We start from the raw sequence: 24,768 nt of genomic DNA, 5'->3' as shown, positions 1-24,768 counted from the left end.
ATGTGCTATATTTGCATGACAAAAAACCATGTAAGCAATGAAAGACTTTGCAGCAATAGATTTTGAGACAGCCAACTCGGAGCCCACAAGCGTATGCTCGGTGGGCGTGGTCATCGTGCGCGACGGCGTGGTGGCAGACACCTTCTACTCGCTCATCAAGCCTGTGCCTGAGTACTACGACTTCTGGTGCAGCCAGGTGCACGGGCTCACGGAGAGCGACACGCGCAAGGCTCCCGTTTTCCCTGAAGTCTGGGCAGAGATAGCGCCACGCTTGGAGGGGCTCACGCTGGTGGCGCACAACAAGGCGTTTGACGAGAACTGTCTGAAGGCGGTCTTCCGCTGCTATGGGATGGACTATCCCGACTACCCATTCTGCTGCACGCTCGTCAAGTCGCGACGCGTATGGCCCACAGGGCATCACAATCTTGATGTCATAGCCGAGAGGTGTGGCTACAACCTGTCGCGCCATCACCACGCACTGGCCGACGCCGAAGCCTGTGCTGCCATCGCCATCAAACTCTTCGGCGACGGCGACGACCCTTACTATATGGAAGCGGCAGATATAGTCTATGCCCGTATGCGCCAACTGGACAGCCCCATCAAGGCTGCCGACCTGGCCCAGCTCATGGGCGAAGAGCGCAAGACGATAGATGCCGCGCTGCGACGGCTGAAGGCCGAGGGAAGAGTGGCGTCGCCCAAGCGTGGATATTATCAGGCTGAATGAAGAGGGCTGGACGCGCTGGACGCGCGCCATCAGAACGGGGAGAAAAACACTGTCCGCAATGCCAAAGGTATCGGCACTGCGGACAGTATGGAATGGCTGTCGTGACAGACAGCGGTCTTATCAGATAAATGTGAACTCAATAGCCCGAGCGATACTTGCCATCGTCCTTGTCTTCAAGCATGGAGAGGTAGGACTGGTAGCGCGACGCGGCTATATAGTGATTTTCTACCGCATCAAGCACAGCACAACCGGGTTCGTGGGTGTGGGTGCAGTTGGAGAACCTGCAATCCTTGGAGAAGCGGAAGATTTCCTTGAAGTAGCTGGATATTTCTTCGGGCTCCATATCGAAGGTGCCAAAGCCGCGTATGCCGGGCGTGTCGATGATATATCCGCCATCGGCCAGCTGCAACATCTCGCTGAAGGTGGTGGTGTGCATGCCGGCGTCGTGGGCATCGGAAATCTCGGCGGTACGCAACTGAGCGCCAGGCACGAGAGTATTGATAAGCGTGGATTTGCCTACACCGCTGTTGCCGCTGAGCACGGTCACCTTGCCCTGAAGCAGGTCGACGAGCGGAGCCACTCCTTCGCCTGTGGCAGCCGAAATCTGGCGGCACTCATATCCCACCGTCTCATAGAGGCTCACCATCATCGCCTGATAGTGCAACTCCTCGGGAGAGAGCAGATCGGTCTTGTTGAAGACCAGTACCACCGGCACACTGTAAGCCTCAGCTGAAGCGAGGAAACGGTCGATGAATGTGGTGGAGGTCTGCGGATGGCTCACGGTGACGATAAGGAACGCCTGATCGACATTGGCGGCAATGATGTGGCTCTGCTTGGAGAGGTTCTGCGACTTGCGCACGATGTAGTTGCGTCGGTCTTCGATGGCGGTGATGAATGCCGTTCCCTCCTGATTGAGCGCTATCTCGACCCTGTCGCCCACAGCCACAGGATTGGTGCTGCGTATGCCCTTGAGACGGAAATTGCCCTTAATCTTGCTTTCGACCGTCTCGCCATTGTCAGTGCGCACAGTGTACCAGCTGCCGGTGTTCTTGATGACGAGTCCCTTCACTATACGGTCATTATCTCTTTCTGCTTGGCATCGAGCAGTTCGTCTATCTTCTTGATATACTTGTCGTGAACCTTCTGCAAATCGTTCTCAGCGTCCTTCTCAAGGTCTTCAGACAGGCCGTCCTTGATGGCCTTCTTGAGCTTGTCCTTGATTTCTCCACGCACGTTGCGCACCTCTACCTTGGCGCGTTCACCTATCTTGTTGCACTGCTTTACCAACTCTTGACGGCGCTCGCCTGTGGGCTGTGGAAGATTGAGGCGAACCACCTCGCCATTGTTCTCGGGAGTGATGCCTACATCGCTGTCCATGATACCCTTCTCGATATCCTTGATGGCCTTCTTGTCCCAGGGACGGATGGCTATGGTACGGGCGTCGGGCACGGTGACGGTAGCTACCTGGTTGAGGGGAACCATAGAGCCATAAGAGTTAACTCTCACTCCATCGAGGAGAGCCACATTGGCTCTGCCGGCACGGATGCGTACCAACTGCTCTTCGAGATACATCGCTGCCATCTCCATACGCTCTTCGGCGTCGCTTAAAGTCTGCTTTACGTCTATCATAATCTTAGTGTTTTTGTTCTTTACGACAAATTTAGGTATTTCCGCCTAATTACGCAATATTTTTACCAACAAATTTGCTGACAGGCAACAAAAAAGGGCCACACCCCTACTCGTCTGCAAGTAGGAGGTGTGGCCCTTCGGTCTCTGTCTATATATTGCTACTCGGTGTAGAGATAGCGCTTGATACTCTTCTTGGGAGTCTTCTCAAACTCCTCTTCCTGGATGCGGACAGCCGAAAGACGGGCATAGGCGGGCATCACTGCATTGAAGTCTTGGCGGTTCTGCTCCATGATGCTCTCGATGTCTGATGGCTTGAGACCCATAACCTTGGCCTCATCATAGTCGGGATGGAGAAGGCCAATCAGCTTGTCGCCCTTCTGGATGACTACGCTCTCGGCGACAAGCGGCATCGAAGAGAGCTTGTCTTCGAGCTCCTCGGGATAGATGTTCTGTCCGTTGGAACCGAGCAGCATGTTCTTGGAGCGACCCTTGATGAACACGTTGCCCTCGGCATCCATCGTACCGAGGTCGCCGGTGTGGAACCAGCCGTCCTCGTCGATAGCGGCGCGGGTGGCGTCCTCGTTCTTGTAGTAGCCCAGAAGCACATTGGGGCCCTTGGTCAGTATCTCGCCAGGCACATTCTCTGGGTCGGGGCTCACGATGCGCACCTCCTGGTGGAGGGCTGCACGGCCACAACTGCCCTTGGCGAAAGACGCATAGTCGGAGTAGCAGATGATGGGTCCGCACTCGGTAGCGCCATAGCCCACCGTGTAGCGGAAGCCGATACGGTTGAGGAAGTTCTCTACCTCCTGGTTGAAGGCGGCTCCACCTACGATAATCTCATAGAAGTTGCCTCCAAAGGCAGCGGTAACCTGCTCGCAAATCTTCTCGTTGACCTTCTTGTTAATGACGGGCATATTGAGCAGCAGTCGCATCTTGTTGGTCTGCAGCTTGGGGAACACCTTCTTGCGGATAATCTTCTCGATGATGAGCGGCACGGCAATAATGATGCGTGGACGCACGTCGGCAAAGGCCTGGGCGATGATGGCGGGGCTGGGAATACGGGTGAGATAATAGACATGGCAGCCAGAGAGGAACTCGAAGAGGAACTCAAAGGCCATACCATACATATGGGCCATGGGCAGGATGCTTATCACCTTGTCGCCCACTGCAATGTGCTTGCCGATTACCGTGCGGGCAAAGTCGGCATTGCTCCAAAGCGAACGGTAAGGCAGCATCACTCCCTTGGAGAAGCCTGTAGTGCCACTGGTGTAGTTGATAAGCGCCAGTTCTTCAGGACTCTGCTCCTTGTAATAGGACACATGTTCCTTGCGGAAGTACTTGGGATACTTGTGACCGAACATCTCGTTGAGATGCTCACGTGCGTAGGTCAACTTGTCGGTACGCGAGAGCACCAGCGAATAGTCGGGGAGATAGACGATGCCCTCAAGAGCGGGCATCTTGGTGCCATCTATCTGGGTAGCAACGACATCGCCCACGAAGAGCAGCTTGGCGTCGCTGTGGTTGACAATGTTGTATATCTGGTCTGGGGTAAACTCGTGCAGGATGGGTACGGCTACGGCACCATAGGTGAGCGTGGCCAGAAAGGCACAGGCCCAGGCCGAACTGTTGCGGCCACAGAGGGCTATCTTGTCACCCTTCTGCACACCACTGTTCTCAAACAGGATGTGCAGCTTCTCTATCTTGCGCGCCACGTCATGATACTGCAGCGTTATGCCCTTGTAATCGGTCAGTGCATCACTGTCCCAATGGTCGATGATGCTCTTCTCAATGAGAGCATTGAAGCTTGGAATTTCCATCATAATGCTTCTTATTAATTGGTTATATAGATTGTTGGTATTTATATCTCTTGATACTCTTCTTGGGTGTCTTCTCAAACTCGGTAGCATGGAGCTGAATGGCTGCAATCTTGCAGAAATGGGGCAGCTTGCTGTTGAGCTCGATACGATTCTGCTCCATGACGCCACGCAGGTCGGCATCGTCGAAGCGCATGCTCTTGACCTCCTCGACATCGGGGTGAACCAAAGCCACGAGCTGGTCGCCACGCTGCACCACAAGGCTCTCGCCGACGAGGGCCATAGAGTTGAGCTTGTCTTCTATCTCTTCGGGATAGACATTCTGGCCGTTGGCTCCGAGCAGCATGTTCTTGATGCGGCCGCGGATGAAGACATGGCCGTCGGCGCTCATGGTGGCGAGGTCGCCGGTATGGAACCATCCGTCGGCGTCGATGACAGCGCGGGTGGCTTCCTCGTTCTTATAATAGCCGAGCATCACGTTCAAGCCGCGGGTAATGATTTCTCCGGGCACATGCTCGGGGTCTTCGCTGGCGATACGCACCTCCATGTGTGTGGCAGGGGTGCCGCAAGAGCCGGGCACGAAGTCGTCCCAGTTGCTCATGGTAATCATCGGGGCGGTCTCGGTGGTGCCATAGCCCACAGTGATGGGGAACCCGATGCTGACAAAGAACTCTTCGACCTCACGGCTAAGACTGGCGCCACCAACCATAACCTGGTAGAGGTTGCCGCCGAATACCTCGCGCACACGCTCGCAGATACGCTCCTTGACCTTGTCGCGAAGGAGGGGCATATTCATGAGCAGGCGCACCATACTGGTCTGGAATTCGGGGAAGACCATCTTGCGCACAATCTTCTCGACCACAAGGGGAACCGAGCAGATGAGGCGCGGACGTATCTCGGCCAAAGCCTCGGCCACGAGCGTGGGAGTGGGCATGCGGGTAAGGAAGAAGATATGGCTGCCCAAACAGAACTGGAAAAGCACATCGTCCATGAGTCCATACATATGGGCCATGGGCAGGATGCACACGCAGTTGCTGCCACGGGGGATATGCTTGCCCATCATCCCATTGAGGAAGTCGAAGTTGCTCCACAGCGCACGATAAGGCAGCACCACGCCCTTGGAGAAGCCGGTGGTACCGCTGGTATAGTTGATGAGCGCCACGTCTTCGGCATCGCCGTGGTGATAGGCCACATGCTCGCGACGGAAGAACTTGGGGAACTTGCTGCCAAACATCTCGTTGAGATGCTCACGTGCATAGGTGAGCTGCTCGGAACGCGAGAGCGTGAGCGAGAAGTCGGGCAGATAGAACACGCCTTCCAATGCGGGCATCTGCGAAGCGTCTATCTGCGTAGCCACCACGTCGCCCACAAAGAGCAGTCTGGATTCGCTATGATTGACAATGTTGTAAATCTGGTCGGGAGTAAATTCATTCTGTATAGGAACGGCTACAGCGCCATAGGCAAGTGTAGCCAAAAACGCCACAGCCCAATTGGAACTGTTGCGACCACACAGGGCTATTTTGTCGCCCTTCTCTATACCGCTATTGGCAAAGAGAATGTGCAGTTTTTCGATTTTGCGGGCTACATCGTGGTACTGTAAAGTGGTTCCTTTATAGTCTGTGAGGGCGTCTCTATCCCAGTTCTCCACGACAGCCTTTTCAATATATTCAATAAAGCTCGGTGTCAAATCCATTGCACATAAGAGTAATTTATGTGCAAAGATACTATCTTATTTGCACACTGCAAAACATATTGTGCAGTATTTTACACAAATCACGATAATTTGTACTTTTCTCTACCTTATTACGGGTGGATTGGTGGCTATTTCGGGCACGCTACTCGTAACGCATGCTCTTGGCGGGATGGATGTGGGAGACAAAGTAGCTGGGGGCGATGAGCACGAAGACGCTCACCACGAGGGTTACCACATTGAGGGCGATGATGATGGGAACATTGATCTCGACGGGAGCCGTCTCGACATAATAGGTCGTGGGGTCGAGCTTGACCACGCCGGTATAGCGCTGCAGCAGAAGCAGCCCCAGGGCGATGGCGTCGCCCAACAGCAGTCCGCGACCGATGATGAACACCGCAAACCAAAGGAACATGTGGCGGATGGTCTTGTTGCGCGCACCGAGGGCTTTGAGCACGCCTATCATGGTGGTGCGCTCCAATATTATAATAAGGAGGCCCGACACCATGGTGACTCCTGCCACCGCCAGCATCAGCGCGAGGATAATCCAGACATTGAGGTCGAGCAGATTGAGCCACTGGAAAATCTGCGGATTAATCTCCTGGATGGTCTTGGAGGAATAGGTAGCTCCATAGCTGTCCATGGAGCGGTTGATGCGGTCGATGAAGAGCGACTCGGTATCATCGATGCGACTGAAATCGGCGACGGTGACCTCGGCACCCGATGCCTGGTCGGACTCCCAGCCGTTGAGCTTCACGGCGGTATAAAGGTCTATGAAGCAGGTGGTGCGGTCGTATTGGGTAAGATTGGTCTGATAGATGCCCTGGATGGTAAACCGGCGGGCGCGCACCCCTTGCTGGTCGATGAAATAGGCAAAAATCTTGTCGCCACACTTGACCTGAAGCATATCAGCCATCTTGCGCGAGACAAGGATGTGGTTGCTGCTCTTCTGGTCGGAGAAGCGGGGAATGGTGCCTTCCACGAGGTTCTTGTGGAGGAAGGTGGTATCGTAGTCGGGACCTACGCCCTTGAACATGACGCCCAGGAAGTCCTTGTCGGTCTTGAGTATGCCCTGCTTCATGGCATAGCGCTGCACGTGGGCCACTCCGGGGATGTCGCGGATGACGCGCACCATGGAGTCGTTCATCTGGATGGGATACTGTTCCTGGTTCTGCAGCGTCATGAAGTCGGCCACCTGGATGTGGGAGCCGAATCCGATGACCTTGTCCTGGATGGTATGCTTGAAGCCGAAGACTACACTCACGGAGATAATCATGACCGCCAGACCAATGGCCACACCGGCTATGGCTATACGCACGGCAGGCTTGGAGACCTTCTGTCTGTCGCCGGTATAGCTGTATATCTTGCGGGCTATGTAGAGTGGGAAATTCATGGGCGTAAGTGTGGCGCGTGGGGTTATTCGTCGCTGTCGTCGCGACCGGGATAGAGTTCAAGGGCCTTGCGCAGCACCACGAGGGCACGCTCCAGGTCGTCCTTTTTCAGCACGTAGGCGATACGCACCTGGTTGCGGCCGGCACCGGGGGTGGTATAGAAGCCTTGGGCAGGAGCCATCATCACGGTCTCACCCTCGTAGCTGAACTCTTCGAGGCACCAGCGGCAGAACTTCTCGCTGTCGTCGACAGGGAGCTTGGCCACAGTGTAGAAGGCACCCATAGGGATGGGCGAATAGACGCCGGGGATGCGGTTGAGGCCGTCGATGAGACACTTGCGGCGCTCCACATACTCGTCGTAGACATCGCGGTAATACTCCTCGGGAGCATCGAGCGACGCCTCGGCCACAATCTGTCCGATAAGGGGTGGAGAGAGGCGGGCCTGACAGAACTTCATCACCGCGCGACGCACCTCGGCGTTCTTGGTGACCAGGGCTCCGATGCGTATTCCGCACTCGCTGTAGCGCTTGGACACTGAGTCGATGAGGATAGTGTTCTGCTCGATGCCCTCGAGGTGCATGGCGCTGATGTAGGGCGAACCGGTGTAGATGTACTCACGATAGACCTCGTCGGAGAAGAGGTAGAGGTCGTACTTCTTGACCAGGTCGCGTATCTGGTGCATCTCGCGGCGGGTATAGAGATAACCTGTGGGGTTGTTGGGATTGCAGATGAGTATGGCGCGGGTGCGCTCGTTGATGAGTTCCTCGAACCGCTCGACACGGGGCAGTGCAAATCCTTCCTCTATGGTGGTGGCGATGGTGCGGATGGTGGCACCTGCCGACACAGCAAAGGCCATATAGTTGGCATAGGCGGGCTCGGGGATGATAATCTCGTCGCCGGGATTGAGGGTACTCATAAAGGCAAAGAGCACGGCCTCAGAACCGCCGGAGGTAATGATGATATCGTCGGCAGTAACCTCGATGTCATACTTGTGATAATACTCTGTAAGTTTCTGTCGATAGCTGAGATAACCCTGCGAAGGAGAATACTCGAGCACCTGACGGTGAACATTCTTGAGGGCATCAAGTCCACACTGAGGGGTGGGCAGGTCGGGCTGACCGATATTGAGGTGATAAACTTTGGTGCCACGGGCCTTGGCTGCAGCTGCCAACGGTGCCAACTTACGGATTGGCGATTCGGGCATTTCAAGTCCGCGAATAGAAATTTCTGGCATAACTCTAATTGCTAATACGGATGCAAAGTTACTTATTTTTTTGTAATAGCCTTACATCCTGTCACAAAAAACTTACAGACGCAGCCATTATCCACCACCAAACGGCCACACTCATCTTCTTCTCCAAGGGGCAGCCACCTGCCCATCGTAGTTCTTAGCATAGGTACTATCGTTGCTATCCGCGGGCTTTATGGTTAACTGTGTGTCATACCATCCGTTGTATATCTTGATGGCATGCACCAGTTGCCCTGCTTCGGTGTAAGTGTCCTGCCGCCCCGTGAAGTGGCGATAAAGGAAGGCGGTGCGGTTGGCTTTATGAAATTCTCTGGTGGGTTCTTGCTCCACAAACCACAGCCGTGGCCGAGCACTGTCTCGGGTTATCAAGGAGAGGGCAAAGAGCCGACGGGGAGCGAAATAGAGGCTATCGGCTGTGGCCATAGAGTCGCGCAAAGTGCGCACGATGGGTATAAGCAACCATGTCGTGTCTTTCGTCTGCCGATACATAGCCTGCCGAACTTTCATATCCTTGCTCGAAAAATTGCGCTCGGTGAGAAAATCCATCTGCTGCTCGTGAGCTTGCACATAAGCCATCACCCGAGCAAGTATCTGGGCTGAGGGCATAGTCTGCAAGTCCGATTGTCCAATCGCCCCTTCACGCTCATAGCAACTGCTAACCAGCAGAGACGTGGTGGCAAGCAACAGGTACATCCAAAGAATTATACGTCGCATAGTATTTTTTATCATATATGGTTTATTGGACTCTAAGATGCGTATATAACTACCATCCTCTCCTTCGGTCTATTGTAGATACCCAAATTTCTTCTATTACATAATTGCATAGCAACTTTGCGCGAGTGTCAACGGTGACATTGTATGGCAGCGGCGAGAAAAAGTTTGTATAGACAGACTGTATAAGGAGGCTTAAACTTTACCAGCACATTGACAGCCTGTACCAGACAACTGTCTTATCGACTGCGCCTGCGATCAACGACAAACACCCATATATCGTCTATAACAAAATTAGCCAAATATTTGGCCCGACCATCAACAGTCATATTTTCTGGGAGTTTATAAAACAGCCTATCTGCATTGACCTTAAATGGCGGCTTAAAATACATTCTGATATGAGCAGCTGGTGTCCTAACCGTATCGGGCGACACACCACTAAGATCCATACACGCCACATACGCACCACACACATAGCGCACACCATGGGGATCCACGAAAGGAGATGTATCTTTAATATTAAGAAGTTTTGGTGTGATATCGCGCCTTATTATCTGCCAGAACTCATCGAAGGTGCGCCCCACGAAATAATCTGCCTGCTTGTCAAAATTGAGTTTCAGATACTCTATCGTGTCTCCCACCTCCTTTAAGGGGTAATAATGAAAACTCTGCGCCCTCGCTATAATTGCGGCAAAGGAAACAACAGTTAACAGAATAATTCTTTTCATAATCATGGACAATATTTTATAGTTATATATTGATATGATACATAGTATGCCGAACCTTCATGTCCTTGCTTAAAAAATTGCGCCCGGTGAGAAAATCTATCTGCTGCTCGTGAGCTTGCACATAAGCCTTCACCCGAGCGAGTATCTGGTCTGAGGGCATAGTCTGCAAGTCTGCATGACTCCGCATCCCTTCACTTTCATGGCAACTGGTAGCCAACAGGACGATGGCTAACTCAAATACGCTTTTCAGAGATATTAATGCCTTCATACAGTGGTATTATGCTTGGTGGCCATAAAGTTACAAATATTTTTTACCAATGCAATATTTTTTCAACTTTTTTTGCGATGGCACATCTAAGTCCGTACTGAGGGATGGGCAGGTCGGGCTGACCGATATTGAGGTGATAGACCTTGGCACCTGGGCCTTGGCTGCAACAGCCAACAGTGCCAATTTACGGATTGGAGATTCGGGCATTTCAAGTCTGCGAATAGAAATAGAGGGCATAATACTAATAGCTATTATGCATGCATCAGGTAGTTATTTTTTACTAATAAACTTCCACTCACCGCAAAGGCTTGTGCGCCAAACCTTCAAAACGAGTTGCAGACCAGTCTGGACGACAGGCAGACCTGTCTCAAATTCATCGCACAGGGGTTGGCATCAGAGGCACATAGGATGACGACCGCCGCAAGCGCCGACAACATCATTCCAAAGCGTGAATCAATCAACCAGAGGGCTGAAACGGTGATACCAGACCCTGCAACCAAGAAATCAAAACCTGCAACCAATATCAACGTCATCATCACCGAAATGAAGCCACACACAGCGCATAAGCTGATAAAGAGACACATATAAGATAAAGGTATAAGGCGTGACAGGGCTGACAGCCGTCGCAGGAATCGAAGCTCTCCAACAGCCGAAGACAAGCGTCAACCGACCAGGGGGTATTCACATTTTTTTACCCGCAACTGGCTGCGTATAGAAAAAAAGTAACTACCTTTGCATGACAACAACAGAAATAAAGAATATGAGAAGTAGAACAGCCAACTGGTATGAAACCACCGTCCGCTATGAGAAGACTATGGAGGACGGAATGCAGAAAAAAATAAGTGAACTCTATGTGGTAGACGCTGTCAGCTTCGGCGACGCCGAGAAGTCCATCGCGAGCGAGATGTCGGCATACGTAAGCGGCGAACTCGAAATCAAGAACATCAACCCTGCTGCCTATGGCGAGATATTCTTCAGCGAGAACGGCAACGACGACCGCTGGTACAAGGCCAAGCTGCAGTTTATCACCCTCGACGAAAAGAGCGGCAAGGAGAAGCGTAGCAACGTAAACTATCTGGTACAGGCTGCCAACATGAACGGCGCCATCAAGAACATCGACACAGTGATGGGCGGAACCATGATAGACTATGTCATCGCCAACATCAGCGAAACACGCATCATGGATGTCTACGAGCACAACGCTCCCAAGAAGCAGGAACGCGACGACAAGCCCGAATACGAGGAGGAGAAATAATGGTGGACGTGGCAAAAAACCTGCTGGCCATCAAGGCCCAGTTGCCCGAAGGAGTGGAGCTGACGGCTGTCAGCAAGTTCCACCCCGACGAGTATATCACCGCTGCCTACAATGTGGGGCAGCGCATATTTGGCGAAAGCCATGAGCAGGAACTTGCCCGTAAGGCCGCCTCGCTGCCCAAAGACATCCATTGGCACTTTATCGGACACCTACAGACCAACAAGGTGAAGTATATAGCTCCCTATATCAGCATGATAGAGTCGGTAGATTCGATCCGACTGCTCCGCGAGATAGAGAAACAGGGAGCCCGATGCGGTCGCCGCATCCGCGTATTGCTGGAACTGCACATCGCAGAGGAAGCCACCAAGTACGGACTTACCCCCGACGACTGCCGCAGTCTGCTCGCCGACGGCGAATGGCAGCAGATGGAGCATGTGGAGATATGCGGACTCATGATGATGGCATCCCACACCGATGACCACGACCAGATAGCCCGCGAGATGGACACCGCCCACAGCTTCTTCGACGAGGTCCGGGGCAAGTACTTTGCCGACCAGCCCTCGTTCCGCTACCGCTCGTGGGGCATGAGCGACGACTACCCCATCGCCATCCACCACGGCTCCAACATGGTGCGCGTAGGTACCGCCATCTTTGGCGAGCGGGTCTATTGACATCCCCAACAAAGCCAACAGCCCGGCACGCATGATGATAGCGTGTCGGGCTGTTGGCATTATAAGGGATAGCGGTTTCTACTTCTTCAGCGCTGCGGTGCGCACACGGCTCAGCGTCTCGGGAGTCATCTGCAGATAGCTGGCGATATAGGTGAGCGGCGCGCGGAGTATCACCTGGGGCATAATCTTGCACAACTTCTGATAGCGGTCCTGCGATGTCTCGAAGCGCACCAAGTCGGCATGAATCTGGGAGGTGATAAGACTCTCTTCCAGTATCTTGCGATAGAGTATCTGGATATTCACATTGTGCAGAGCCACCTCCTCGAGGCGTGCCTTGGGCAGGGCGTAGACCCATGTGGGCTCCAGCGCCTCTATCTGCAGTTGTGTGGGTTCCTCTTTGAACAGGCTCTCTATACACATGACGATTCCGCCCTCGACGGCGATATGCTCGGTGAGCTCCTTGCCGTTCTTGAAATAGAACTGGCGCGTCATACCCTTGGATATATACAGGAATTCTCTGCATATATCGCCCTCGGACAGTATCATCTGTCCCTTAAGGTATTTGCGAGGTACCAGAATACTCTCCAGAATATCCAGTTCTCCATGGGTCATTGTACTGTATTTACGTGCCAACTCACGGGCTACGTCACGTGTTGAATTAAACTTTTCCATAATAAGGAGTTAACTTAATTGTTGATAAGTATAGTAGTACAGAAAGATTTTCCGTTAACATCAGAAGGTTAAGACGAAAATTTCATTCACGAACCCTGGGGTTGCCAAGAACTACATTCTTTCGGTGCATATTACACTCTTTAATGCAAAGATAATAAAAAAAACTATTACTCAACGCATTTTAATATATTTTTATACTCTTGCAATAGTTTTGTAATGTCAATACGGAAACGAAAACCCACACCATGGGATGGCTGACAGTATGGCCACGCGACATGATGTGGGTGAATATTGCGTTCTTTGCCCGTATCGTATCAATCGAGCTTCAGGACGGCGAGGAAAGCCTTCTGGGGCACTTCCACGTTACCTATCTGCTTCATGCGCTTCTTTCCTTTCTTCTGCTTTTCGAGCAGCTTGCGCTTACGGCTCACGTCGCCGCCATAGCACTTGGCTGTAACGTCCTTGCGCACCTGCTTCACCGTCTCGCGGGCCACAATCTTGGCACCGATAGCTGCCTGAATGGCAATGTCGAACTGCTGGCGGGGAATGAGTTCCTTAAGTTTCTCACACATCTTGCGACCCAGAGTCACGGCATTGCTTTCATGGGTAAGCGTGGAGAGGGCATCGACCGACTCACCATTGAGCAGAATGTCGAGTTTGGCCAACTTGGACGGGCGGAAGCTGTCGATATGGTAGTCGAACGAGGCATAACCCTTGCTGATAGACTTGAGCTTGTCGTAGAAGTCTATCACTATCTCGCCCAGAGGTATCATGAAATGGAGTTCCACACGGTTGCCGCTCACATACTCCTGCTTGAGCAGTTCGCCACGCTTGTCGAGGCAGAGTTTCATGATGGGACCGATATAGTTGGCGTCGGTGATGATGGTGGCGCGTATGTAGGGTTCCTCTATATGCTCTATCAGCGTCTGCTCGGGCAGACCAGATGGGTTGTGCACTTCCTTGGCATTGCCATGCTTGTCATAGACCATATACGACACGTTGGGCACGGTGGTGATGACGTCCATATTGAACTCGCGGTCGAGGCGCTCCTGCACTATCTCCATGTGGAGCAGGCCCAGAAAGCCGCAGCGGAAACCGAAGCCGAGGGCTACCGACGACTCGGGCATGAAAGTGAGCGAGGCATCGTTGAGCTGGAGCTTTTCCAGCGAGGTGCGCAGGTTCTCATAGTCAGACGGATCGATGGGATAGACACCGGCAAACACCATAGGCTTGACTTCCTGGAAACCGGCGATAGCCTTATCGCAGGGCTCATCGACGTGGGTAATGGTATCGCCCACCTTGACTTCCTTGGCGTTCTTGATGCCGCTGATGATATAGCCCACCTCGCCGGTAGAGAGCTGCTGCGTGGGAATCATGTCCATCTTGAGCACACCCACCTCGTCGGCGGTATATTCCATGCCGGTATTGAAGAACTTCACCTTGTCGCCCTTGCGTATAGAGCCATTCTCCACCTTACAGAGGGTGATGATGCCGCGGAAGGAGTTGAACAGCGAGTCGAATATCAGAGCCTGGAGGGGAGCATGGGTATCGCCCGTAGGACTGGGGATGCGCTGGACCACGGCCTCGAGAATCTCGTCGACACCCTCTCCGGTCTTGCCCGACGCACGCAGGATGTCCTCGCGCTTACATCCCAAGAGCTCCACTATCTCGTCTTCCACCTCGTCGGGCATGGCACTGGGCATATCTATCTTGTTGATGACGGGTATGATTTCGAGGTCGTGCTCGATAGCCATGTAGAGGTTGGAGATGGTCTGCGCCTGCACGCCCTGAGTGGCATCGACCACCAGCAGAGCGCCTTCACAGGCGGCAATACTGCGCGACACCTCGTAAGAGAAGTCGACGTGTCCGGGAGTATCAATAAGGTTGAGGATATATTTTTCGCCACCCGACAGATATTCCATCTGTATGGCGTGGCTCTTGATGGTGATACCGCGCTCGCGCTCGAGGTCCATATTGTCGAGCATCTGTCCTTCGGTAATCTGTATGGTCTGCGTACGCTCCAGCAGTCTGTCGGCGAGGGTAGATTTGCCATGGTCGATGTGGGCGATGATGCAGAAGTTGCGTATATGCTTCATTGTGATAATTCCTGATTAGAGTGCAAAGTTACTGAAAATCGGTGATATATTGTCGGTTTGCCACAAAAAAAATATCAGCCTCACGAATAAGTTTTTCACTTTCCTGACGATTATAATGATAATATTCGTAACTTTGCACACCTATTTATATATTATATATAGTGTCATGAAGAGAGTATTGATTGTCATAATGCTTGCTATGACGCTCGCGGCATGCCACGAGTCGATAGAAGACAGGGCCGAGCGCGAGGCTCGCGAGTTTACCCGCCGCTTCTGCCCCACCCCGACCAAGGACTATATACGCACAGACAGCATCGTGTTCCGTCGGGCCACGCGTGAGTACATATATTATTGTACCATCACCGACGAGATGGACAATGTAGAGGTGATAGACCGCAACCGCCAGTATATCCATAACCATCTACTGGAGGGCCTGCGCCAATCGACCGACATCATGGCTTACAAGCAGGCTGGCTTTATCTTCGTCTACGAATGTAAGTCTGACCAGAACCCCGACCTCACCCTCTACCACGACAGCTTCGGTCCCGACGACTACCGGGAGCCCAAACCGGAACAATGATAGCTGCATTAATAACAAAAAAGCGAACGCCTAATCATCAGCGTTCGCTTTTTCCGTTTCCGTTATCAGGGTCTCCGTGTCAGAATCCCATCTCTTCCAGAGCCGTAGCCAACTGGTCAGGACAACTGGTGGGCTTGGCGCCGCAGCGGATGCCCTGCAGACGGGCCTTGACATCCTCGGCTTTCATACCGCGGATGAGGGCGCAGATGCCTTGCAGATTGCCGTGGCAACCACCCATAAAACTGACATTCTGCACACAGCCATTGTCATCGACATCGATGTCTATCTGGCGGCTACAGGTGCCCTGGGTGATATAGCTATAATGCTTCATCGTCTATTAGTCCTCAGCGGGTTTCATATTGGTGTACACGTTCTGCACATCGTCAAACTCCTCGAGTTTCTCTACCATCTTGCCGATGGTCTCACGCTGTTCGGGAGTGACGTCCTTGAGGTCGTTGGGGATACGGGTAAACTCGGCGCTGGTAATCTCGTAGCCATTCTGCTCGAGATAGTGCTGGATGTCGCCAAAGCTCTTGGGGTCGCCATAGATGGTAACCTCACCCTCTTCGTCGTCCTCGTCGAACTCGTCATCCACTCCGAAGTCAATCAGTTCGAGTATCAGGTCGTCCATACTCATGCCGTCTTTCATCTTGAAAGTAAAGACTGCCTTGTGGTCGAAGAGGAAGCTGAGCGAGCCCTGGGTACCCAGGTTGCCGTTGAACTTGTTGAACACCGAACGTACATCGGCCACAGTGCGGGTGGTGTTGTCGGTGAGTGAGTCTACGAAGACTGCGATACCGTGGGGGCCATATCCCTCATAGGGCACCTCCTTGTAGTCGCTCTGGTCTTTACCCATAGCGTTCTTGATGGCGCGCTCGATGTTTTCCTTGGGCATGTTCTCACGTCTACAGGTAGCTATGATAGCACGCAGTGTAGGGTTGTTCTCGGGCTCTGGGCCACCGGCCTTTACGGCAATGGCAATCTGCTTGCCCAGTTTGGTAAACGTACGGGCCATGTGACCCCATCTCTTCAATTTCGTAGCTTTACGATATTCAAATGCTCTTCCCATTGGGTTTAGTGTTTTATCGGAGCTCGGCTCCAAGTTTATTTTTAATGTTATTAATCAGTTTGGTCATGATGGCGTCTATGGCCTTGTCATTGAGGGTGCGGGTGGCATCCTGGATGATGAAGTTTACGGCATAGCTCTTCTTGCCTTCGGGCAGGTTCTTGCCCTGATACACGTCGAAGAGTTCCACGCGCTTGAGCAGCTTCTTCTCTGTCTGGAAGGCGATTTCCTCTATCTGGGCAAACTTCACACTGTTGTCGATGAGCAGTGCCAGGTCGCGGCTTACGGCAGGATACTTGGAGATTTCCTGATACTCGAGCTTGTTCTTGCGCACTGCCTTCATCAGCGTATTCCAGTGGATGTCGGCATAGTATACGGGGTTGGCGATGTCGGCAGCCCGCTGCAGCTTGTGGGAGAGTATTCCCAGCTCGGCTACGGTCTTGCCGCCGCGTGTCATCACCTTCAGGCCGGAGGCGAAGATATTGTTGTCGCTCGTTTCGACCACCATCATGTTCTTGGTGAGGCCCACACGGGCAAATATATTCTGCACATAGGCATTGAGTTCACAGAACGAGCTGTCCTCGTCGGCATGGGCCCACGAGCCACACACGCGCTTGCCGGTAACCCACAGTCCGAGGTGAGCCTCTTCGACGTATGCCTTGCTGGGGTCTTCATAGCTCCAGCGGTCCTGATGGTAGTGGTAGCAGTTGCCCACCTCGAAGAAGCGCAGGTTGGCGTTCTTGCGGTTGGCATTGCGCACGATGCTCTCCAGGCCACCGAAGAGCAGCGTCTGCCGCATCACGCCGAGGTCGGCGCTCAGCGGGTTGACCACCTTGACGGTCTGTTCCCAGGGATAGGCGTTGAGGCCGGCCTGCTCGTAATAGCTCACCTTGGTGAGCGAGTTGTTCATAATCTCATAGAAGCCACAACCCACGAGCTGCTCACCGACAAGGTTCTGCAGACGATACTCGGCATCCTGCTCGGTCTGCACGGTGAGCGAAGACTTGAGCTGGGTGGGAATCTCGACATTGTTGTAGCCGTAAATACGCAGGATGTCCTCGACCACGTCACAGGGGCGCTGCACGTCGGTACGGTAGGCGGGCACGTCAAGCACGAGGCCTTCGGCGTCTTCAGCCACCACCTTCATCTCCAGGCTTTCGGCTATCTGGCGTATCATGTCGTGACCGATGGCCTTGCCTATCAGACGGTCGCAGTATTCATAGTCGAGACGCACCTGGGCGTCGGCGATGGGGGCGGGATAGACATCGTTGATTTGCATGGACACCTTACCGCCAGCCAACTGGCAGCAGAGGATGGCGGCCTGCTTGAGGGCATAGATGGTGCCGTTGGGGTCGATGCCGCGCTCGAAGCGGTAAGAGGCATCGGTAGAGAGACCGTGGCGACGGGCGCTCTTACGAATCCAGGTGGGGTGGAAGTAGGCACTCTCGAGCACCACGTTGGTGGTGGTGTCATAGGTACCAGAGCCCTTGCCACCAAAGACGCCGGCGATACACATGGGCTCTTCGGCATTGCAGATGCTGAGGTCGTGCTCGCCCAGCAGGTGCTCTTCGCCATCGAGGGTGACGAATGGGGTACCCTCGGGCTGGGTGCGCACTACTATGCGGTGACCCTTGACCATATCAGCGTCGAAGCAGTGGAGCGGCTGGCCGTAGGCCATCATCACGTAGTTGGTGATATCGACAATGTTGTTGATAGGACGCAGACCGATGGTACTGAGCTTGTCCTTGAGCCACTGGGGGCTTTCCTTGACCTCGCAGCCGGTGATGCTCACACAGGCATAGCGCTTGCAGGCTTCGGTATTATCAATCTCTACCTCGATGGGCAGCGACTCGTTGTCTACCTTGAAGTCATCGCAGCTGGGGCGGTGGAGCGATGTCTCGTAGCCGTTGCGGCGCAACCAGGCATAGAGGTCGCGCGCCACACCATAGTGTGACAGGGCGTCAGAACGGTTGGCGGTGATATCCACCTCGATGAGCCAGTCGCTCTCCAGGTGGTAATATTCGGCAGCAGGCTGACCCACAGGGGCGTCCTCGGGCAGCACGATGATACCGTCGTAGCTGTTGCCTACTCCTATCTCGTCTTCGGCACAAATCATACCGAGCGACTCTACACCACGCAGCTTGCTGCGCTTGATGGTAAATTCCTTGTCGCCATCATAGAGCACACAGCCCAGGTCGGCAACGATTACCTTCTGGCCGGCAGCCACATTGGGGGCGCCGCAGACGATTTGCTGGGGAGCTTCCTTGCCCAGGTCTACGGTGGTCACATGCAGGTGGTCCGAGTTGGGATGGGCCTCGCAGGTAAGCACTTTACCCACATAGAGACCCTTCAGACCACCACGGATAGACTGTACCTCTTCGAGGGCGTCCACTTCGAGGCCGGTAGAGGTGAGGGCTGCTGCGGTTTCCTGCGGAGTAAGACTGAAGTCAACATACTCCTTCAGCCACTTATAAGAAATATTCATTGTCTGTTATCTTTATTGTATTGTGTTCGCTAAATGCTATTTGGGCGCAAAAGTAATATTTTTCCGCCACTTACGCAACTTTTTTGCGTGTAATATTCATTTTCTTCCGCCTTTTTACACCTTATTATATATATAAGGGGTGGCACATCAGACTGAGCGCCGGGGACTTTGGAGCGGCGCAGACCACCTCTACCCCGCTCTATGGGCACGAGCGAAGCACCGGGGTGCCCCCGGCAAAGGCAATGTCTCGCCAGGCAAGGCGCAGAGCATCTTCCCGTCACCGCAGAGGCCACAGACGGCGACCTGCCGATGCCCTCTGCCGGCGCGTAACATCTGTCACGAAGGCTCGTGCCTATTGTTACGTGCCCACGTATCTTACGGCACGGGGGCACGTAACTTACGATACGAGCCGCCAACGCCGGTCAGGAGAGGCGTAATGGTGTCAGCCACGGGTCCATCGTGGGTCTCCCGCCCCGTCGGGACGAAGCTCACGGCAGCCATGGTGCTGAAACTGCATTTCAACATGGTTGTAACACGGCTGAAACAACCATGTCGTAACTTTGCGCAAAATTCTAAAACGCTTATGACAAAGCAATTTCTCATATTTACGCTATGCACGGCGGTATGTGGCATGGCTGCCACCGCAGAAGCCGTGGCTCAAGACAACCAGAAAAGAAGTATGAAGATTGGCGGTACCCTGCGCTCCAAGTATGAATATCAGACCAGCGAGGGGGAGGGCCGTTTCCAGGTGCGCACGGCACGTGTAAATGTGTCGGGCACGCTCTCGCCGGTGGTGTCGTACAAGGCGGAGATAGACCTCTGCGACGAGGGAAAAATCAAGATGCTCGACGCCTATACCACCATCACTCCCTCAGACCGGTGGGCACTGACGATAGGCCAGATGCGCGTGCCGTTCACGATAGACGCCCACCGCTCGCCCCACCAGCAGTACTTCGCCAACAGGTCGTTTATCGCCAAGCAGGTGGGCAACATCCGCGATGTGGGTGCCAAGGCTGGCTACAACTTCAGGATGGGCTTCCCTGTCGTCATCGAGGCAGGTCTGTACAACGGCTCGGGACTTACCGACCAGAAAGACTACTGGACCAAGGGCATCAACTTCTCTGCCAAGATGCAGGCGATGCTCCCCGTGGGGCTCAACGTGGTGCTGAGCGCACAGAAAATCAAGCCCGAGGCGACGGGCATCATGATGTATGACGCCGGACTCAACTTCCACCGCCGCGGATGGGTGGTGGAGGCCGAATATCTCTACAAGCACTATGACGACGGGGCCTTCAAGCCGGTACACGCCGTAGATGCTTTCGTCAACTACGACATCGCGATGAAGAAAGGATGTTTTACCAAGATTTCGCCGCTGCTGCGCTACGACTACATGACCGACCACAGCGACGGACACCGGTATCTTGACGGCAAAAAGGACGAGGGCGGCAGCCTGATCGTCAACGACTACCGCCGCAGCCGTGTCACGGGTGGCGTGACGCTGAGCCTCGACAAGCCCTTCGTCAGCGACATCCGCATCAACTATGAGAAGTATTTCTACGCCACAGGCGCCATCGCCAAGCCTTCCGAGCGCGACAAGATAGTCATAGAGGTGGTCACCCACTTCTAACGGCTGACGCCTGGGACTGATGGCTGGCGCGGGGTGTTAACGGTCGCTCGCTCGGGCCATACGCTCCTCGAGCGCCTCACGCAGGTTGTCGGTCGTGGCGAGCCCCAGCTTGCGGCGGATGTGGGCTCGCTGGGTGTTGACATTGCTCTCGGTCTTGCCGAGGAGACTGCAGATGTCGCCCAACTTCTTGCCACGGAGGATGAGCTGGCAGATGGATTTCTCGGAGGTGGTAAGCTCGGGGAAGATTTCGTCGATGCGCGACTTCTCGGTATCGCTTATGCGCATGAACTCAGCCACGTTGGCAAGGAGGTTCTTCTGCGAAGTCTCGCCCAGGATGTCGAGCAGATTGCGGGTATGCTCGGCGCCATAGCGGTCTGACGCCAGTCGCACATAGGCCCTAATCTGCTTCTTGTTCAGGCGCAGTATCTGCATCAGTTCGGCTTCGTCGCGCCGCAGTTCGGTGTTCTCGACCTGGAGGCGACGGGCGTTTTTGGCGATATGGAAGCCCAGAAAACTGAAGAACACCAGCACCACAAAGAGCATGAAGTAATAGTCGATGAGCGTGGAGTTATTGGTCGTAATGATGCACACGGTGTAGGTCACAAACATGATGGCGGTATTGACCTGGGTGATGCGGGTGAGATAGGTGGAGAGCCCCACGATGGTATTGCCCGAGAGCAGCAGCATGTTGATGATGATGACCATATACTTGTGGTCCATCGCCGGCTCGAAGGCGCTGTAGAGCGTATCGGCCGACAGCGAGAGCTGGGTGGCAACGGTCATCAGCGACAGGGTGGTGACTATCTCTATCCTGCGCCATAGATAGGCTGCCATCACCACACTCGCCGTGACGAGCAGCAGCATATTGCTCACGCTGAAGAAATGATGGAAGGCGCCCGAGATGCCCAGGATGTTGGACGAGAGCAGCAGGACGAGGGCAATGTAATAGACTGAGAGGATAACCAGGCGGTGGTGACCGATATAGGAAGGCTCGCGTCGATGCATAAGCCCGCTGATGCCGCTACGGATAGTGGCAGACTCTCGGTCGTCGGTTGAGAAGGGTTTCATTGTGACTGCGATTGTTTTTTGCGTCCCCAAAATTAAACATTTTTACGGACATTGACTGTTTTTAAGGCACTTTTTTTGACCTCAACTATCATTTTGACCATTTTTAAGGGTATCATGGTTTTCTTTTTAACCACCGTTTGATTAATTTTGCAGCACTCCAAGACATCAGACATACAGAACAAACCAGTATAAACGACCATAAAAAACTTGAAACACTTGAGAATTGCACAGACTACTCGCTTGGCTCGCGCCGTATACTTCATACAATTTGCTTTCACTTCATGACGCGGCGACAATGAGCCAAGCGAGGGAGACAGACAGCATCTCTCCTACTCCGGTTTTAGACTTTGTCAGCACGGCTGCCACCTCGCTCGGGGCGGAGATGACCGCCGTCGGCCTGCAGAATAACTTATCATACAGCAAGTCGGACACAAAAAATAGGGAATTTTATTTTGTATTTCTCTCAGCTTGCACTACCTTTGCAATAAAAATAACGAGGTTTTGAAGAAGACAAGTAGTGACATATTGAAGATACTGTTCTCGCTCATCTTGGGCGGGGCCATACTTTACTGGATGTACCGCGGCTTCGACTTTGCCAAGTTGGGCGACGTGATGCTGCATCAGATGGACTGGACATGGATGCTGCTGTCGCTACCCTTTGGCATACTGGCACAGGCATTCCGTGGCTGGCGATGGAAGCTGGCTCTCGACCCCTTGGGCGAGCATCCGCGCAACTCCACGAGCGTCAACTCGGTCTTCCTGTCCTACGCGCTGAGCCTGCTCATACCCCGCATCGGCGAGTTTACCCGCTGCGGCGTGCTGAAGCGCTACGACGGCGTGTCGTTTGCCAAAGCCTTGGGCACGGTGCTGACCGAGCGCGTCATCGACACGCTCTTTATCGGTCTGCTGATACTCGCCACCTTCCTCTATCAGTTCCCCATCTTCCATACCTTCTTCAACCAGACCGGCACAAGGCTTGACACCATGCTCTGCCAGTTTTCGACCACGGGCTACATCGTCACCGCCATCTGCGGCGTGGTGGCGATAATCTCCACGTTGGCACTGCTGCGTCAGTATACTATATATAATAAGGTGAAGAATACCATCAGCGACATGTGGACAGGCATCACGTCGCTGCGCATGATGGACCACCGCGTGCTCTTCATCGTCTACACCCTGGCGATATGGGGCTGCTATTTCCTGCATTACTACCTGACGTTTTTCTGCTTCGACGCCACCTCACACCTGGGCATCTCGTGTGCGCTGGTGACCTTCGTGGTCGGCTCGGTGGCAGTAATCGTGCCCACGCCCAACGGCGCCGGCCCCTGGCATTTCGCCGTCAAGACCATGCTCATCCTCTATGGCGTAACCGATACCGACGCACTCTACTTCGTGCTCATCGTCCACTCGGTGCAGACCCTGCTCGTCGTGCTGATAGGAGTTTACGCCTGGATAGCGCTGATGTTTACCCGGCGACGTATCATTGTACAATCAACTTAACACTAAAATATCATGAGTGAGATTAAGAATTTGACACCCGAGTGCGTTTGGAAGCATTTCGACGCCCTCACCAAGGTTCCCCGTCCATCTGGTCATCTGGAACGAGTACAGCAGTTTCTCCTGGACTTCGCCGCACAAGCCGGAGTTGAAGCCTTCAAGGACAAAGGCAACAACATCGTCATGCGCAAGCCCGCTACACCAGGAATGGAGACACGCAAGACAGTAGTGTTGCAGGCCCACATGGACATGGTGCCCCAGAAGGCGCCCGACAGCCAGCACTGCTTTGAGACCGACCCCATTGAGACTTATATAGACGGCGACTGGATTAAGGCCAAAGGCACCACGCTGGGCGCAGACAACGGTCTGGGCATCGCAGCCATCATGGCTGTAATGGAAGCCAAAGACCTGAAGCACGGCCCCATCGAGGCGCTCATAACCGCCGACGAAGAGACGGGCATGTATGGCGCCAACGACCTGGAAGAGGGCATCCTCAACGCCGATATCCTGCTTAACCTCGACTCTGAAGCCTGGGGCAAGTTCGTCATCGGCTCGGCTGGCGGCGTAGACATCGACGCTTCTCTCGCCTACAAGGAGGTGGAGACCGACCCCGAAGACGTGGCGGTAAAGATTACCCTCAAGGGTCTGCGTGGCGGACACTCCGGACTGGAGATTCACGAGGGCCGCGCCAATGCCAACAAGCTGATGGTGCGCCTGGTGCGTGAAGCCATCGAGGAATGTGAAGCACGCCTGGCAACATGGCATGGCGGCAACATGCGCAACGCCATCCCCTTCAAGGCCGAGACCGTGCTCACCCTCCCCAAGGAGAACGTAGAGGCACTCAAGGAACTGGTAGCCGAGTGGAAGGCTGACTTCGAAGACGAGTACAAGACCATCGAAAACAATATCGAACTCTACACCGAGGATGTAGAGACACCCAAGACCGAGGTACCTGTAGAAATCCAGGACAACCTGATAGATGTCATCTACGCCTGCCACGACGGCGTGGTGCGCATGATACCCGTCTACCCCACCGTGGTAGAGACCTCGAGCAACCTCGCCATCATCGACATCGAGGGAGGCAAGGCTTCGTTCAAGATTCTGGTTCGCAGCTCGCGCGAGGACATGAAGGAGTACACCGTCAACATGCTGCAGAGTTGCTTCAACATGGCCGGCATCAAGGTAGAGACCAGCGGCGACTACGGCGGCTGGGACCCCAACCCCGACAGCGAAATCCTGAACCTGCTGCGCAAGATTTACAAGGAGCAGAACGGCAAGGATGCACTGGTACAGGTAGACCACGCAGGTCTGGAGTGCTCTGTCATCCTGGGCAAATATCCCAATATGGACGTTGTGAGCCTTGGCCCAACCCTCTGCTCACCCCATACTACCGGTGAGCGCTGTCAGATATCAACCATGCTTCCTTTCTGGAAGCTGCTGACAGCAACTCTGGAGCAGATAGCCGAGAAATAACAAGCCCCAACAGGCATACAACCACTGAAGTGTGGCAGGAGCAGACCGTTCCTGTCACACTTTTTTTGATG

General features: G+C 53.8%; 23 protein-coding genes and 2 pseudogenes. 8 read left to right on the top strand and 17 right to left on the bottom strand.

Annotation, left to right across the window (positions count from 1 at the left end):
* Nucleotides 1–37: 37 nt before the first annotated feature.
* Nucleotides 38–520, top strand: a pseudogene (locus CIK94_RS13025) (3'-5' exonuclease); the annotation flags it as partial.
* A gap of 340 nt (nucleotides 521–860) precedes the next feature.
* Here the strand turns inward: CIK94_RS13025 and rsgA are convergent.
* The 10 genes and pseudogenes from rsgA to CIK94_RS14805 all read right to left on the bottom strand — a co-directional run.
* Nucleotides 861–1,793: a ribosome small subunit-dependent GTPase A gene (gene rsgA / locus CIK94_RS13020; protein ID WP_094388562.1), complete on the bottom strand. Its 933-nt coding sequence runs from the start codon at nucleotides 1,791–1,793 to the stop codon at nucleotides 861–863.
* Nucleotides 1,793–2,353, bottom strand: a complete 561-nt coding sequence (frr, locus tag CIK94_RS13015; protein ID WP_022310837.1) for a ribosome recycling factor — start codon at nucleotides 2,351–2,353, stop codon at nucleotides 1,793–1,795. Before frr ends, rsgA begins: the two co-directional genes overlap by 1 nt.
* 158 nt (nucleotides 2,354–2,511) lie before the next feature.
* On the bottom strand, nucleotides 2,512–4,176 hold the full coding sequence (locus CIK94_RS13010; protein ID WP_094423284.1) for an AMP-binding protein: 1,665 nt from the start codon (nucleotides 4,174–4,176) through the stop codon (nucleotides 2,512–2,514).
* Between the two features lie 19 nt (nucleotides 4,177–4,195).
* Entirely contained in the window at nucleotides 4,196–5,863 is a 1,668-nt protein-coding gene (locus tag CIK94_RS13005) for an AMP-binding protein (RefSeq protein WP_094423283.1), read from the bottom strand.
* 142 nt (nucleotides 5,864–6,005) lie between these two features.
* On the bottom strand, nucleotides 6,006–7,253 hold the full coding sequence (locus CIK94_RS13000; protein ID WP_022310840.1) for an ABC transporter permease: 1,248 nt from the start codon (nucleotides 7,251–7,253) through the stop codon (nucleotides 6,006–6,008).
* A gap of 23 nt (nucleotides 7,254–7,276) precedes the next feature.
* Nucleotides 7,277–8,485 carry a pyridoxal phosphate-dependent aminotransferase gene (locus CIK94_RS12995; RefSeq protein WP_094385855.1) on the bottom strand — a complete coding sequence of 403 codons (1,209 nt, stop codon included), beginning with the start codon at nucleotides 8,483–8,485 and terminating at the stop codon, nucleotides 7,277–7,279.
* Between the two features lie 111 nt (nucleotides 8,486–8,596).
* Nucleotides 8,597–9,214, bottom strand: a complete 618-nt coding sequence (locus CIK94_RS12990) for a hypothetical protein (protein ID WP_144008110.1) — start codon at nucleotides 9,212–9,214, stop codon at nucleotides 8,597–8,599.
* 236 nt (nucleotides 9,215–9,450) lie between these two features.
* Nucleotides 9,451–9,939, bottom strand: a complete 489-nt coding sequence (locus tag CIK94_RS12985) for a hypothetical protein (protein WP_144007760.1) — start codon at nucleotides 9,937–9,939, stop codon at nucleotides 9,451–9,453.
* Nucleotides 9,940–9,961: 22 nt separating this feature from the next.
* Entirely contained in the window at nucleotides 9,962–10,207 is a 246-nt protein-coding gene (locus CIK94_RS14515) for a hypothetical protein (protein WP_094385849.1), read from the bottom strand.
* An 88-nt stretch (nucleotides 10,208–10,295) separates the two neighbouring features.
* Nucleotides 10,296–10,444: pseudogene (locus CIK94_RS14805) on the bottom strand (pyridoxal phosphate-dependent aminotransferase); the annotation flags it as partial.
* 96 nt (nucleotides 10,445–10,540) lie between these two features.
* Here CIK94_RS14805 and CIK94_RS12975 point away from each other — a divergent pair.
* The 3 genes from CIK94_RS12975 to CIK94_RS12965 all read left to right on the top strand — a co-directional run bounded on the left by CIK94_RS12975 (nucleotide 10,541) and on the right by CIK94_RS12965 (nucleotide 12,133).
* On the top strand, nucleotides 10,541–10,795 hold the full coding sequence (locus CIK94_RS12975; protein ID WP_144008411.1) for a hypothetical protein: 255 nt from the start codon (nucleotides 10,541–10,543) through the stop codon (nucleotides 10,793–10,795).
* Between the two features lie 172 nt (nucleotides 10,796–10,967).
* Nucleotides 10,968–11,462: a DUF4494 domain-containing protein gene (locus CIK94_RS12970; RefSeq protein WP_022310845.1), complete on the top strand. Its 495-nt coding sequence runs from the start codon at nucleotides 10,968–10,970 to the stop codon at nucleotides 11,460–11,462.
* Complete coding sequence (locus CIK94_RS12965) at nucleotides 11,459–12,133, top strand: YggS family pyridoxal phosphate-dependent enzyme (RefSeq protein WP_173823811.1); 675 nt, start codon at nucleotides 11,459–11,461, stop codon at nucleotides 12,131–12,133. Before CIK94_RS12970 ends, CIK94_RS12965 begins: the two co-directional genes overlap by 4 nt.
* A 78-nt stretch (nucleotides 12,134–12,211) precedes the next feature.
* On the opposite strand, the gene CIK94_RS12960 is transcribed toward CIK94_RS12965, so the two are convergent.
* Complete coding sequence (locus tag CIK94_RS12960) at nucleotides 12,212–12,805, bottom strand: Crp/Fnr family transcriptional regulator (RefSeq protein WP_094386335.1); 594 nt, start codon at nucleotides 12,803–12,805, stop codon at nucleotides 12,212–12,214.
* Nucleotides 12,806–13,119: 314 nt separating this feature from the next.
* Nucleotides 13,120–14,901, bottom strand: coding sequence for a translation elongation factor 4 (lepA, locus tag CIK94_RS12955; RefSeq protein WP_022310848.1), 1,782 nt, complete (start codon nucleotides 14,899–14,901; stop codon nucleotides 13,120–13,122).
* A 166-nt stretch (nucleotides 14,902–15,067) separates the two neighbouring features.
* Between lepA and CIK94_RS12950 the strand changes: the two genes are divergently transcribed.
* Nucleotides 15,068–15,481: a hypothetical protein gene (locus CIK94_RS12950; protein WP_216821948.1), complete on the top strand. Its 414-nt coding sequence runs from the start codon at nucleotides 15,068–15,070 to the stop codon at nucleotides 15,479–15,481.
* 79 nt (nucleotides 15,482–15,560) lie between these two features.
* On the opposite strand, the gene CIK94_RS12945 is transcribed toward CIK94_RS12950, so the two are convergent.
* From CIK94_RS12945 to CIK94_RS14510, 4 genes are all read right to left on the bottom strand, one after another.
* On the bottom strand, nucleotides 15,561–15,812 hold the full coding sequence (locus CIK94_RS12945; protein WP_022310850.1) for a TIGR03905 family TSCPD domain-containing protein: 252 nt from the start codon (nucleotides 15,810–15,812) through the stop codon (nucleotides 15,561–15,563).
* 6 nt (nucleotides 15,813–15,818) lie between these two features.
* Nucleotides 15,819–16,550 (bottom strand): YebC/PmpR family DNA-binding transcriptional regulator, encoded by a 732-nt coding sequence (locus CIK94_RS12940; RefSeq protein WP_022310851.1) that lies wholly within the window; start codon nucleotides 16,548–16,550, stop codon nucleotides 15,819–15,821.
* A 13-nt stretch (nucleotides 16,551–16,563) separates the two neighbouring features.
* Entirely contained in the window at nucleotides 16,564–19,032 is a 2,469-nt protein-coding gene (gene pheT / locus CIK94_RS12935; RefSeq protein WP_094423280.1) for a phenylalanine--tRNA ligase subunit beta, read from the bottom strand.
* A gap of 375 nt (nucleotides 19,033–19,407) precedes the next feature.
* Nucleotides 19,408–19,557: a hypothetical protein gene (locus CIK94_RS14510; RefSeq protein ID WP_158216582.1), complete on the bottom strand. Its 150-nt coding sequence runs from the start codon at nucleotides 19,555–19,557 to the stop codon at nucleotides 19,408–19,410.
* A gap of 58 nt (nucleotides 19,558–19,615) precedes the next feature.
* Here CIK94_RS14510 and CIK94_RS12930 point away from each other — a divergent pair, with 58 nt between their 5' ends.
* On the top strand, nucleotides 19,616–20,659 hold the full coding sequence (locus CIK94_RS12930; protein WP_022310853.1) for a porin: 1,044 nt from the start codon (nucleotides 19,616–19,618) through the stop codon (nucleotides 20,657–20,659).
* A gap of 36 nt (nucleotides 20,660–20,695) precedes the next feature.
* Here the strand turns inward: CIK94_RS12930 and CIK94_RS12925 are convergent, their stop codons facing one another.
* Complete coding sequence (locus CIK94_RS12925) at nucleotides 20,696–21,727, bottom strand: hypothetical protein (protein WP_094387787.1); 1,032 nt, start codon at nucleotides 21,725–21,727, stop codon at nucleotides 20,696–20,698.
* Between the two features lie 501 nt (nucleotides 21,728–22,228).
* Here CIK94_RS12925 and CIK94_RS12910 point away from each other — a divergent pair.
* Nucleotides 22,229–23,227, top strand: a complete 999-nt coding sequence (locus CIK94_RS12910; protein ID WP_094386318.1) for a lysylphosphatidylglycerol synthase transmembrane domain-containing protein — start codon at nucleotides 22,229–22,231, stop codon at nucleotides 23,225–23,227.
* A 12-nt stretch (nucleotides 23,228–23,239) separates the two neighbouring features.
* Nucleotides 23,240–24,697, top strand: coding sequence for an aminoacyl-histidine dipeptidase (locus CIK94_RS12905; protein ID WP_094423277.1), 1,458 nt, complete (start codon nucleotides 23,240–23,242; stop codon nucleotides 24,695–24,697).
* Nucleotides 24,698–24,768: the final 71 nt, after the last annotated feature.

Source organism: Prevotella sp. P4-51 (genome assembly GCF_002251455.1).
In the GTDB taxonomy this organism is placed as follows: Bacteria; Bacteroidota; Bacteroidia; order Bacteroidales; family Bacteroidaceae; genus Prevotella.
The sequence above is the reverse complement of the archived record's forward strand: the minus strand, read 5'-3'. Positions and strand labels throughout refer to the sequence as shown.

Coding starts and splice junctions, on each gene's coding strand:
- CIK94_RS12905 (WP_094423277.1), top strand. CDS start 23,240: ATGAGTGAGATTAAGAATTTGACACCCGAGTGCGTTTGGAAGCATTTC.
- lepA (WP_022310848.1), bottom strand. CDS start 14,901: ATGAAGCATATACGCAACTTCTGCATCATCGCCCACATCGACCATGGC.
- CIK94_RS12940 (WP_022310851.1), bottom strand. CDS start 16,550: ATGGGAAGAGCATTTGAATATCGTAAAGCTACGAAATTGAAGAGATGG.
- CIK94_RS12925 (WP_094387787.1), bottom strand. CDS start 21,727: ATGAAACCCTTCTCAACCGACGACCGAGAGTCTGCCACTATCCGTAGC.
- CIK94_RS12960 (WP_094386335.1), bottom strand. CDS start 12,805: ATGGAAAAGTTTAATTCAACACGTGACGTAGCCCGTGAGTTGGCACGT.
- frr (WP_022310837.1), bottom strand. CDS start 2,353: ATGATAGACGTAAAGCAGACTTTAAGCGACGCCGAAGAGCGTATGGAG.
- CIK94_RS12945 (WP_022310850.1), bottom strand. CDS start 15,812: ATGAAGCATTATAGCTATATCACCCAGGGCACCTGTAGCCGCCAGATA.
- CIK94_RS13000 (WP_022310840.1), bottom strand. CDS start 7,253: ATGAATTTCCCACTCTACATAGCCCGCAAGATATACAGCTATACCGGC.
- CIK94_RS12930 (WP_022310853.1), top strand. CDS start 19,616: ATGACAAAGCAATTTCTCATATTTACGCTATGCACGGCGGTATGTGGC.
- CIK94_RS12995 (WP_094385855.1), bottom strand. CDS start 8,485: ATGCCAGAAATTTCTATTCGCGGACTTGAAATGCCCGAATCGCCAATC.
- CIK94_RS13010 (WP_094423284.1), bottom strand. CDS start 4,176: ATGATGGAAATTCCAAGCTTCAATGCTCTCATTGAGAAGAGCATCATC.
- CIK94_RS12990 (WP_144008110.1), bottom strand. CDS start 9,214: ATGCGACGTATAATTCTTTGGATGTACCTGTTGCTTGCCACCACGTCT.
- CIK94_RS12950 (WP_216821948.1), top strand. CDS start 15,068: ATGAAGAGAGTATTGATTGTCATAATGCTTGCTATGACGCTCGCGGCA.
- CIK94_RS12985 (WP_144007760.1), bottom strand. CDS start 9,939: ATGAAAAGAATTATTCTGTTAACTGTTGTTTCCTTTGCCGCAATTATA.
- CIK94_RS13005 (WP_094423283.1), bottom strand. CDS start 5,863: ATGGATTTGACACCGAGCTTTATTGAATATATTGAAAAGGCTGTCGTG.
- CIK94_RS14515 (WP_094385849.1), bottom strand. CDS start 10,207: ATGAAGGCATTAATATCTCTGAAAAGCGTATTTGAGTTAGCCATCGTC.
- CIK94_RS14510 (WP_158216582.1), bottom strand. CDS start 19,557: ATGTTGAAATGCAGTTTCAGCACCATGGCTGCCGTGAGCTTCGTCCCG.
- pheT (WP_094423280.1), bottom strand. CDS start 19,032: ATGAATATTTCTTATAAGTGGCTGAAGGAGTATGTTGACTTCAGTCTT.
- CIK94_RS12970 (WP_022310845.1), top strand. CDS start 10,968: ATGAGAAGTAGAACAGCCAACTGGTATGAAACCACCGTCCGCTATGAG.